The sequence below is a fragment of the Actinoplanes sp. NPDC023936 genome, assembly GCF_040639325.1.
Lineage (GTDB): Bacteria > Actinomycetota > Actinomycetes > Mycobacteriales > Micromonosporaceae > Actinoplanes.
The window spans coordinates 101,160-111,327 of record NZ_JBEZZR010000016.1; the positions used below are offsets into that span (position 1 = coordinate 101,160).

The 10,168-nt window shown below is 71.2% G+C and carries 11 protein-coding genes; 5 read left to right on the top strand and 6 right to left on the bottom strand.

The genetic code is table 11. From position 1 onward, the window contains the following. The first annotated feature begins 131 nt into the window (after nt 1-131). Nucleotides 132-479, top strand: coding sequence for a hypothetical protein (locus tag AB0F72_RS21880; protein WP_360434221.1), 348 nt, complete (start codon nt 132-134; stop codon nt 477-479). Nucleotides 480-995: 516 nt separating this feature from the next. On the opposite strand, the gene AB0F72_RS21885 is transcribed toward AB0F72_RS21880, so the two are convergent. The 4 genes from AB0F72_RS21885 to AB0F72_RS21900 form a co-directional block, all read right to left on the bottom strand. Beyond that, entirely contained in the window at nt 996-2,606 is a 1,611-nt protein-coding gene (locus AB0F72_RS21885; RefSeq protein WP_360434224.1) for an amidase, read from the bottom strand. Continuing rightward, on the bottom strand, nt 2,603-2,902 hold the full coding sequence (locus AB0F72_RS21890) for a hypothetical protein (protein ID WP_360434227.1): 300 nt from the start codon (nt 2,900-2,902) through the stop codon (nt 2,603-2,605). The genes AB0F72_RS21885 and AB0F72_RS21890 overlap by 4 nt, the downstream gene beginning before the upstream one ends. A gap of 601 nt (nt 2,903-3,503) precedes the next feature. Beyond that, nucleotides 3,504-3,767 (bottom strand): hypothetical protein, encoded by a 264-nt coding sequence (locus AB0F72_RS21895; protein WP_360434230.1) that lies wholly within the window; start codon nt 3,765-3,767, stop codon nt 3,504-3,506. Beyond that, entirely contained in the window at nt 3,764-4,417 is a 654-nt protein-coding gene (locus AB0F72_RS21900) for a GntR family transcriptional regulator (protein WP_360434233.1), read from the bottom strand. Before AB0F72_RS21900 ends, AB0F72_RS21895 begins: the two co-directional genes overlap by 4 nt. Before the next feature lie 135 nt (nt 4,418-4,552). Here AB0F72_RS21900 and AB0F72_RS21905 point away from each other — a divergent pair, with 135 nt between their 5' ends. From AB0F72_RS21905 to AB0F72_RS21915, 3 genes are all read left to right on the top strand, one after another. Then, entirely contained in the window at nt 4,553-5,587 is a 1,035-nt protein-coding gene (locus AB0F72_RS21905; RefSeq protein ID WP_360434236.1) for a LacI family DNA-binding transcriptional regulator, read from the top strand. Between the two features lie 189 nt (nt 5,588-5,776). Continuing rightward, nucleotides 5,777-6,607, top strand: a complete 831-nt coding sequence (locus AB0F72_RS21910; protein WP_360434413.1) for a DUF72 domain-containing protein — start codon at nt 5,777-5,779, stop codon at nt 6,605-6,607. 582 nt (nt 6,608-7,189) lie between these two features. Next, nucleotides 7,190-7,597: a hypothetical protein gene (locus tag AB0F72_RS21915; protein ID WP_360434239.1), complete on the top strand. Its 408-nt coding sequence runs from the start codon at nt 7,190-7,192 to the stop codon at nt 7,595-7,597. A 67-nt stretch (nt 7,598-7,664) separates the two neighbouring features. Here AB0F72_RS21915 and AB0F72_RS21920 read toward each other — a convergent pair whose 3' ends face one another. After that, complete coding sequence (locus AB0F72_RS21920) at nt 7,665-8,516, bottom strand: dienelactone hydrolase family protein (protein WP_360434242.1); 852 nt, start codon at nt 8,514-8,516, stop codon at nt 7,665-7,667. 214 nt (nt 8,517-8,730) lie between these two features. Here AB0F72_RS21920 and AB0F72_RS21925 point away from each other — a divergent pair, with 214 nt between their 5' ends. Further along, on the top strand, nt 8,731-9,783 hold the full coding sequence (locus tag AB0F72_RS21925) for an RNA ligase RtcB family protein (RefSeq protein WP_360434245.1): 1,053 nt from the start codon (nt 8,731-8,733) through the stop codon (nt 9,781-9,783). A gap of 6 nt (nt 9,784-9,789) precedes the next feature. Here AB0F72_RS21925 and AB0F72_RS21930 read toward each other — a convergent pair whose 3' ends face one another. Continuing rightward, a complete protein-coding gene (locus AB0F72_RS21930) occupies nt 9,790-10,065 on the bottom strand; it encodes a hypothetical protein (RefSeq protein ID WP_360434248.1) in 276 nt (91 codons plus the stop codon). Between the last annotated feature and the right edge of the window lie 103 nt (nt 10,066-10,168).

Here is a 10,168-nt window from a genome sequence, read left to right on the forward strand (position 1 = left end):
CGGCGGCTCGGCGAAGTCGTCGAGCACGATCAGGCCGCACTCGGGGATCTTCTGGTAGCCCCGTAGGACGAGGGACGGATCGGACCACGGTGTGATGTGCCGGCCGCCGGGGCGGCTCTAGCGTCCCGCGCATGAGACGCGTTTGTGGCACGCTGCTCGCCCTCTACCTCATCGGCCGGGCGGCCGCCGAGCCGTTCCTGATCGACGTCGCTGATCCGGCGTCGTACCGGCGGGACTGGGGCGGCCCGAGCCTGGCCGGGGTGCTGCTCGTGCACTGCGGCCCGGGCGTGATCGCCGCGATCCTGCTCGTGGTGGTGGCGCGGGGGTGGTGGCGGGGGCGGCTCGCTGCCGAGTCGGAGCGGTCGTGGCCCTATCGCGGCCGAACGAGCACCACAGTCCCCGCCGCCCGGGACAGAACCGCGCCGAACAGCGCGCCGGCCGAGCCAGAATCCCCCCGAAGCCCGCACCAACCGCGATAGAAGGACACCGAATCCCGCGCTGCCCGGGATGGGACCGCACGAAGCGCAAGCTGGCCGGGATGGGACCGCACGAAGCGCAAGCTGGCCGGGATGGGATCGCACGAAGCGCACGGCGGCAGCGGTGAGGGCGCACAGAAGCGGTGCGTGTGCTTGCATCCCTGCCCTGGCACGGGTGAAGGCTCACGCTGACGTTGCGTGTGCCCTCATCGTGCCCACCGGCAGCCCACCGGCCACGGAGATGCCGCCTGTTCGCCGTCCCGCGGCTTGTCCCGCCGTCGCGCCGTCCGGCCCGGTTGTCCGGCCGCCGCCTGTCCCGCCGTCGCGCCGTCCGGCCGCCGCTTGTCCGGCCGTCCCGCCGTCCCGCCGTCCGGGCGTCCCGCCGTCCCGCCGCCTGTCCCGGCGGTCGCGCTGCGGCCTGGAGCCGCCCCTGGATCGCGCGGTAGGCGGGGACGCGCCGACGACGCGTACCGGAAAGGGAGCCCGGCCCGGCAGGAAGCCGGACCGGGTCGCGGGGTGCTACTGCATCTGGTCGACCACGTCGTCGGCGGTGAGGCGGCCTCGGTCGTCGGCGGTCTTGAGGGCGCGGGCGGTGGCTGCCGGAACGACCGGGTCGGCCGGGCGGCGGTGATGCCAATCGGTCACGGCCTGGTAGGCGGCTACGACGGCGAGGAGCCGGTCCTCCTCGTAGGGCGCGCCGCCGAGGATGGTGCCGATCGGGACGCCGGCCGCGCTGAAGCCGATCGGGAAGCCGATCTCGGGCAGGCCGAGGATGTCGAACGGGACCGGGCTGGTCTGCACGACCACGTCGCACTTCTCGAAGATCTGGTCGAGGACCCGCTCGAGCAGCAGCAGTTTCGCGCGCTGACCGGTGATGAACTCGTTGCCGCCCATCAGCGCGCCCTGCAGCCAGCCGGTCACCGAGACGCCGAAGCCGCGCAGGTCGGACCGGAGGTACGGCATGAACGGCTCACTGCGCTCCGGCAGGCGCACGTTGTTGAAGTCGTTGCCGGTGAGCAGGTCCCACTGGTCCGGGAACGGCAGGTCGACCAGCGAGACGTCGGTGATGCCGTCCAGTGTGGACAGGAACGTCTGCCGGGTGGCGCTGGACGCGTACCCGGGGAGCACGCCGACCCGGGTGCGGCGCCGGACCCGGCACCGGCCCTTGGTGATCACCGGGGTGGCGGCCTCGATCAGGTCCGGCAGCGGCGGCAGGCCCTGGGTACGCGGGTCGGCCGGGTCCTCGCCGGCCATCGCGGTGAGCATGATCGCCGCGTCCTTGGCGTCGCGGGCCAGCGGGCCCGGGTGGTCCCGGGTGTAGCTGAGCGGGATGATCCCGGCGAGCGACACCCGGCCCATCGTGGGCTTGAGGCCGGTGAGGTTCTGCGCGTTCGACGGCGCGGTGATCGAGCCGCCGGTCTGGGTGCCGGTTCCGGAGGCTGCCATCCGGCCGGCGACCGAGGTGGCGGTGCCGGTCGACGAGCCGCCCGGGTCGGTGGCCGGGTTGCCGGGGGTCCACGCGTTGACCGTGGTGACGCGTCCGTCCGGGGTGGTCGCGCGGGTGGTGGCGAGCGGCCCCATCTGCGTCTTGCCGAGCACGATCGCGCCGCTCGCCTTGAGCTTGGCGACCGGGGTGGCGTCGTAGGGCGGGACGAAGTCCTGGAACAGGAACGAGTTCGCGGTCGTTCGCACCCCCGCCGTCCAGTAGTTGTCCTTGATCGCCAGCGGGATGCCGTGCAGCGGGGTGGCCTGCTTCTTGCGGCCGGCGGCCTTCGCGGCGGCCCGCGCCTGATCGGCGAGAACCGTGTTGAACGCCTGGTAGACCCCGTCGAATCTGCCGATCCGGGCCAGGTACGCCTCGACGATGTCGGCCGGCTTCAGCTTGCCGTACCGGATCATCCAGGCCGCCTCGGCGACGGTCAGCTCGGTCGGGTCGCTGATCGCTTCCGGTCGCGGCTTCACGTAGGCGCCGTCGCCGAACTTCGGCGTCCGGCCGGACAGGCTTCCGGCGGACAGGCTTCCGGCGGGCAGAGCGGAGGCGGCGGCGGGCAGCGCGGCGGCACCGGCCGCGGCGGCCGCGGTGATCGCCGCGGTGCGGGCCAGGAACACCCGGCGGTTCACGGCGGTCATCGGCGCCACTCCGTACTGATCGAGGGATAGAGCAGGGGCGCCGGTTGCTGGGACAGCGCGGCGGCGTGCGCCGGGTCGCTGCCGGCGGGGGCGGGCATCGTGAACGAGGCGAGGGCGGTGACGCTGCCGCGCACGAAGGAGCGCAGCGAGGCGAGCACGGAGTCGCGGCCGGGGGAGCCGGTCACCGGGTCGGCGGTGGTGCCGGCCGGCAGCTGGTCCAGGTCGATTCCAAGAGAGGCAAGGCGAGCCCGGATCATGGTGTTGAGCTCGGCGTCCGTAGGTGGGGTGACAGCCATGATCATCACCATTGGATCCGTCTGTGTCGTTGCTGTGTCAGCGGCGTCACGTGGTGGTGTCCACCCGGCGGTGGTCCATCATGGACTGCCGGTTTCGTCTGCCTTTGGTACGAGTTCTCGAGGGTTCCCGTGTCAGCGGCGATGACGCGTCCGGGAACGTCGCCGCGCCCGAGCGCACTGCCGACCGGCTGGTCCGGCTGGTCCGGCTGGTCGGCAGTGCTGTTCTCGGCTGGTGGATCGTGGAAGCGCGCGGTCCGGCTGGCGTTCAGTGCTGTCCCGCCGGGCCGGCGAGAACACTGCCAGCCAGCCGGGCAACACGAGCTGGTCACCAGTGTTGCCGTAGGCCTGGTCCGAGAGCACTGCGCGCCAGCCCGCCCGCACCGCTCCACGATCGACAACCCGCGGCGCCACGTCCGAACTGAGGGCGTCACCGCACGTCCCTACGGGCCCACGGCTCTTGGATCAGCCGGCAAGGTCAGCACTGGGAGCCAACCGGGCGGGCCGCGTCCCGGAGCGGAATCGGCGGCCGTCGAGGAACGGGCGGCGCTACCGGGCTGCTCGCGTCGTGTCCGCGTCGCGGGCCGGCACGCCCGTACCCGAATCAAGAAGGCAGCCGGGCGCCCAGCTTGAGCATCATCCGGTCCAGGGACCACGAGCGTTCCACGATCGGCCACACCTTGGCGGGGATCCGGGTGCCGGCGGCGGTGGTGTACGCGTCGACGGCCAGCACGTCGCCGAGGATCTCGGCGGCGGTGGTGGAGCCGTCGCCGAAGCGCAGCGCCAGCGGCCCGTCCCCGGTCGACTCGTGGACGTTCACCTCGGCGCCGCGAAAGAGGTGCGAGTGGGCGACGTCCCCGGTCGTCACCGCAATCCCAGCGCCGCCCGGATGATGCGGGCGGTGTTCTCCACGTGCTCGCGGGCCACCCGGGCCGCCGTCTCGCCGTCGCCCGCCCGCAGGGACGTGACCAGCTGCCGGTGCTGGGTGTTGACGATCTCGTCGTCGGCGGGCGTGAAGACCACCGGCTGGTTCAGATTCCAATAATTGATTTTGGTACGCCGGTGCAGCTGCGCGACGACCGTGTTGGTCGCCGCCTCGGTGATGATGTCGTGGAAGACGTTGTTCAGCTCGTTCAGCTTGAGCCGGGAGACCGAGTCGTCCTCCATCGTCTCGATCAGCTCCTCGAGACGGGTCAATGCCGCCTCGGTGATCCGCTGGGCGGCCAGGAACGCGGCGTGCGCCTCGACGCCGGCGCGGGCTTCCATGATCTCCAGGATCTCGGCGGGCGTGTGGTCGCGCACCACCCAGCCCTTGCGCTGCACGACCAGGCCCTCCTGCACCAGGCGGAACAGGGCTTCCCGGACCGGGGTGCGGCTGACCTCCAGCCAGTCGGCGATCTCCTTCTCCACGAGCCGGTGGTTCGGGCGCAGCTCGGCGGCGAGGATGGCCTCGCGGAGACGGTCATGGACCACGTCGGCGCGATCGGCGCTGCGGTTCGGGGTGGGCGGGGTGGTCATGGAGAACTATGGTATACAGGCCGGTACACCCTCCGCCTGGCCGGGGCCGCGACACGCGGGTACGAGGCTGTTGAAATGTTTCAGTCCGGGTGGTTCACTCGAAGTTCCACGTCCGTCTCGGCGAAAGGTCCACCGTTGACGCGCAACGGCCGCGCACCCTCGGTCAAGGATGTCGCCGCAGCCGCGGGTGTCTCTCTCGGCACGGTGTCGAACGTGCTCAACCGCCCCGCCGTGGTCAGCACCGCGACCCGCGAACGGGTCGAGCGCGCCATGGCCGAGCTGGGCTTCATCCGCAACGAATCCGCCCGCCAGCTGCGAGCCGGCACCAGCCGCGCCCTAGCGTACGTCATGCTCGACGGCGGCAACCCGTTCTTCCACGACGTGGCGGAAGGAATCGAGACCGCCGCCGAGGACGCCGACCTGTCGCTGTTCGTCTGCAACAGCAACGGCCGCGGCGACCGCGAGGCCAAACACCTCGACCGGCTCGTGCAGCAGCGCGTCCAGGGCATCCTGATCACCCCGGCCGACCCGGACGCGCCGCACCTCGCCGAGATCGCCCAGCGCGGCATCCCGTTCGTGATGGTCGACCGGCTCAGCCGGGCCGGCGACCACTGCTCGGTCTCCGTCGACGACGTGCTCGGCGGCCGGATCGCCGTCGAGCATCTGATCGATCGCGGACACCAGCGTGTCGCGTTCGTCGGCGGGCCGTCGCACATCGGCCAGGTGCGGGAACGGTGGCAGGGCGCCCGCGAGGTGTGGGCCGAGTTCGGGCTGCCGGCCGAGGACCTGATCAACCTGCCAACCGAGGCGATGACCGTCACCGAGGGCCGCTCGGCGGGCGAGCGGCTGGCCGGGCTGCCCAGCCGCCGGCGCCCGACCGCGGCGTTCTGCGCGAACGACCTGCTCGCGCTCGGTCTGCTGCAGCACGCGGTGACGGCCGGCCTGCGGGTGCCGGACGACCTGGCGATCGTCGGCTTCGACGACATCGACTTCGCGGCGGCCGCGGCGGTGCCGCTGACCTCGGTGCGGCAGCCGCGGCAGGAGCTCGGGCGTACCGCGGCCCGGCTGGTCCTGGACGAGGCGACCAACCCGGATCATGTGCACGAGCAGGCCACGTTCGTGCCGGCGCTGGTGGCGCGGGCGTCGACGGGGCTGGTCCGGAGGGCGTGACTCCTCCTTCGGGGCGTCGGTGGCCGTTTCCCGGCGTGACTCCTTTCCCGGCGTGCCCGGGGCTGGCGTAACTTTTCCGGGCGTGACTTTTCCGGGCGTGTCCTTTTCCGGGCGTTCCGGTGGGGGAAGCGGCGCGGCCGGACGGCGGGAACGAGGGTGGACACGATGAGACTGCATGTCGGCTGTGCGATGTGGAGCCTGAAGTCGTGGCAGGGGCGGTTCCTGCCGCATCCGGCGACGCCGGGGGAGCGGCTGTGGGCCTATGCGGGCTGGTGCAACGCGGTGGAGGGGAACACCACGTTCTACGCGATCCCGGCACGGGACACCGTGGAGACGTGGGGGGCACAGTTGCCGGCCGACTTTCGGTTCGTCGCCAAAGTCCCGAAAATCGTGACGCATGAGCGGCGGCTGGTGGACACCGACGCCCCCTTGGCGGCCTTTTTCGACGCCATCGAGCCGCTCGGGTCCCGTACCCATGCGCTCTGGATCCAATTGCCGGGCTCGTTCGGACCGCCAGATCTGCCCGTGCTGGACCGATTTCTGCGGCGCATGCCCGCAGGGCATCGCTGGGCCGTCGAAGTGCGCCATCCCGACTTCTTCGCGGCGCCTTCCGCGCTGGAAAAGGTGTTGACGTCGTTCGATGCGGAATGGATCCCGTTCGACACGACGGCGTTCTTCGCCAGCCCGCCGACCAGCGACGCCGAGCGTGACGCCTGGACCAAGAAACCGCGCATGCCGCTGCGCGAGCATGCGCTGACGGCCCGGCCCGTCGTGCGCTATCTGGGCCGGGACAATGCCGAGAGTACGGTCGACGGCTGGCAGAAATGGGTCGAAACAGTCGCCGGATGGCTGCGGGAGGGGCGCACGCCGACGGTTTTCGTGCACACTCCCGACAATGCCGATGCCCCGGAGCTCTGCCGGCGTTTCCACGACGAGGTGCGGGCGCGGGTGCCGGAGCTGGAGCCGCTTCCCGAGCCGCTGCCGCTGCCGGAGCCGGACGGGCCCCTGACCCTTTTCTGAGGCGGGCCCCTGGCCCTGTGCTGAGGCGGGCCCTGGACCCTGTTCTGATCGGTGCGATTACCGCGGTTCGGGTCAGCGCGCGGGGCATTTCGCGGCCGGGGCCGGCGATCGTTACCCGGCGTGCCGGTATCCGGTGTAAAGCCGGCGCTTCGCGGAAAGCTGCGGACGCTCCAGGCCCCGCAGAATGACGCGAACCCGTAGGCGCTCCGCCGTTGCGGTGACCCATCGTGACGCCCTGGTGGGCCGGCGGCCCGTCACGCGACGTTGGAAAATCGCGTGACGGGCGGCGACCAGATAAATGCGATAAATCCGCAGTGTGGCCGCACGATCAGCGCACACGGAAGCCGGTTGCGTGCGCTGATCGATGCTATGAGGGTGGTGACGGAACACGGACGGCCAACGTGTGCGCTGACCGCCCATCCCGGAGACAGATCCGGCGGCTCCGATCGAGGGCTCGGGGCGGCTCCGGTCCCGTCGTTCTCCAGTCCGGAAACCGAGATCAACTCAGGCGGAGCGGTACCGGCCCGGTTCTGGGCGGCACCCTGTTCCAGCCGGCGGAATCGGTTCGATAGATTGCGCGCCGTGGATCAACGGTCGGCCGGTGGCCGCGTTCTCGTCTGGATACAATGGACACTGCTGGTGGCCTGCCTGATCGGCAGCCTCGGCGTGCTGGCGCTGGCCGCGATCCGGGCCGGCGATCCCGGAGCGCTGCTCGCCCCCGGCCTGGAGCGTCTCGGCGATCCGGCGGAATCGCTGCCCGACTCGCTGCTGGCGTTGATCTTCGTGCCGGGCATCTTCGTCTCGTATTTCGTCTACGCGATCGGATTCGTGACGGTGTTCTTCGGGTTCGCGATGCTGATGCACACCTGGCTGGTGGGTGATCGCGCGACATTCCGCCAGCTGCTGCGAAGCACGGCGGCCTGGGCGGCGCTCACCGCGGTCGCGATCACCCCGTTCGGCAGCGCCCTGCACCACTGGCTCCTGGACTGAACCACTGGCTCCTGGGCTGAAACGGTCAGGCCCGGCGGTGCGCCGCCGGGCCTTCCTCCGGTACGGGCTACGCGTGCGGGCAGGTGGCGCGGTACTCCTGGATCGTGGAGCCGGACGGGGCCGGGCAGAGGAACTGGTCGTACCGGGTGTCGTTGTCGATGAAGCGCTTGAGCCACGACAGCGCGTACTTCGCCACGGTGACGTTGCCGCCCTGGGTCGGCGCCGAGTGGCTGGCGTTGTTGACCTCCAGGTAGGCCTTCTCCGGCGCGCTGGACATGCTCGTGTAGAACGGCTCGGAGTGGGACGTGACCGGCGCGACAGTGTCGTTCTCGGCACCGATGATCATGGTGGGTACCCGGACCGTGCCCCACGACTTGGTGCCGTGCCAGGGGGTCATCGGGACGGCTGCCTGCAGCGCCGGGCGGGTGCGTGCCGCCGCGAGGCTGCCGCCGCCGCCCATCGAGTGGCCCATCACGCCGAGGCGGGTGGCGTCGATGCGGGTGCGTACGGAGCTCGTCCTGGTCAGGTAGTCGAGGGCCGCGAGGAGCTGCGTACCCCGGCTGTCCGGCTGGTCGAGCGTGCTCAGCGTGTTGATGGTGATCACCACGAAGCCCTGTGAGGCGAGCCGGGGGCCGAGCCAGGCCACGCTCGACTGGGTGGCGGTGAAGCCGGGGGAGATGGCGACAGCGCCGAACGTGCCGTCGGCGGTGCTCGTCGGGTAGTAGACGGTGCCGCCGCCGAAGCCGCTCTGGCGGGCCACCGTGGTCTGCGCGACGGCGTAGGTGCCGCGGGACGCTTCGATGCTGCTGGTGGTCGGTGCGGGTCCGCGCTCGTAGGGGTTGGCGGCGAGGGCCTGGGCGGGTGCGACCAGGACGGAGGCGGCCGCGGCGAGCGAGGCGACCAGGAGTGAGACTCTCATGCGGGGACTCCCTGGGGTGTGGGAACGTGCACACATAGAAGGGTCTTGATGATCCCTACTAGCGGGTAATCCCAGTGACTACATGCTGCGGCGATATGTAACCGGCCGGAAATCGCGTTGCCGCAGGAGTGAACTGGGCGAACAATGATCGACATGACGTTCTGAGCAGCCACCTGAAGCCTGTGCCAACTCTCCTTCGAAAGATGAACGTCTCGTGTCTGTCACCGTTTTCGCGGGCGAAAGCAGCTGGATCGAATCCACCGCCGTCGCCCAGTGCCATCAGGTCGCCGCCCTCGACGGCATGATCCACGTCGCCGGGATGCCGGACCTGCACCCCGGTAAGGGCGCTCCGATCGGCGCCGCCATGACCTCACGCGTGCTCTATCCCTTCCTCGTCGGCTCGGACATCGGCTGCGGGATCGCGGTCTTCCCGTTCCGGCTCAAGAAGGTCGTCCCGGAACGGCTCGCGCCGCGGTTCCCGGACCTCGATGAGCCGGTGGATTCAACGGACGAAGGCCTCGGAACGCTCGGGCGGGGCAACCATTTCGTGGAACTCGCCAAGGTCGACGCGGTCCTCGCCGAGACCGGTCTCGGGGTGGGCGAGCACGTGCTGATCGTCCACAGCGGGTCGCGTGGCCTGGGCGAACGCATCCTGCGGGCACACACCGAGACGCACGGCGCCGGGCCGGCCGCGGACCCCGCCGGATATCTCGAGGCGCACGACTCGGCCGTACGATGGGCAAGCCGGAACCGGCGCACCCTGGCCGCGCGGGTGGCCGAGGCGCTCGGCGCCGAGGTGACCGAGCCGATCATCGACGTCTGTCACAACTCGGTGGAGGTCCGCGACGGGCTCTACCTGCATCGCAAGGGCGCCGCGCCGGGCGACGGGCGGGAGGTGCTGATCGCCGGCACCCGCGGCACGCGCTCCTACCTGGTGGCCGCGCACGCCGGGGCCGACGCCGGCTATTCGGTCGCGCACGGGGCCGGCCGCAAGATGTCCCGCGCCGACGCGCTGCGCCGGGGCAAGGCCAAGCACACCATCGAGCAACTGCGGCGTACGCCGGTCGGCTCCCTCGTCGTCTGCGGCGATCGCCAGTTGCTGTTCGAGGAGGCGCCGACCGCCTACAAGCGGATCGAGCAGGTGATCGAAGACCTGGTCACTTTCGGACTCGCGACGCCGGTGCTGACCACGGTGCCGGTGATTACCTACAAGACGGCCGACAGGCACGCGTCGCATCGAGGGTCCCGGGCAGGCCGGCCTCGGTGAGCGGCATCAGGTCGTCCGGATCAGCGAAGATGTCCGGGCCGGCGCCGGGTGGATCCGGTCGGCGCGACCGTCCGGATCGATCGTGTACAGCTCGGCGACGGCCAGATCCTCGCGGTCGCCGAGCCAGGGGGAGGTGCGGTCGCTGCCGGACACCGGGCGGTCCGCCCAGCGGCGCAGCTCGTCCGTCGCCTGCGGCAGGAGGGCCGGGCTGCGCAGCCGGGCCGCGGTGAGAGCGGCCGCCCACCGTACCGTCTCGTCCTCATCGGCCAGCCGCTGCCGCAACAGGTCCTCGTGCCCGGCGGCGGGGGGGGGGGGGGGCCCCCGCGCCCCCCCCCCCCCGCGGGGGGACGCCGGGGGGGCGGGGCGGGGCCCCCCGGCCCAAAAC

Coding starts and splice junctions, on each gene's coding strand:
- AB0F72_RS21890 (WP_360434227.1), bottom strand. CDS start 2,902: ATGGCTGTCACCCCACCTACGGACGCCGAGCTCAACACCATGATCCGG.
- AB0F72_RS21885 (WP_360434224.1), bottom strand. CDS start 2,606: ATGACCGCCGTGAACCGCCGGGTGTTCCTGGCCCGCACCGCGGCGATC.
- AB0F72_RS21880 (WP_360434221.1), top strand. CDS start 132: ATGAGACGCGTTTGTGGCACGCTGCTCGCCCTCTACCTCATCGGCCGG.
- AB0F72_RS21920 (WP_360434242.1), bottom strand. CDS start 8,516: ATGAGAGTCTCACTCCTGGTCGCCTCGCTCGCCGCGGCCGCCTCCGTC.
- AB0F72_RS21910 (WP_360434413.1), top strand. CDS start 5,777: ATGTGGAGCCTGAAGTCGTGGCAGGGGCGGTTCCTGCCGCATCCGGCG.
- AB0F72_RS21900 (WP_360434233.1), bottom strand. CDS start 4,417: ATGACCACCCCGCCCACCCCGAACCGCAGCGCCGATCGCGCCGACGTG.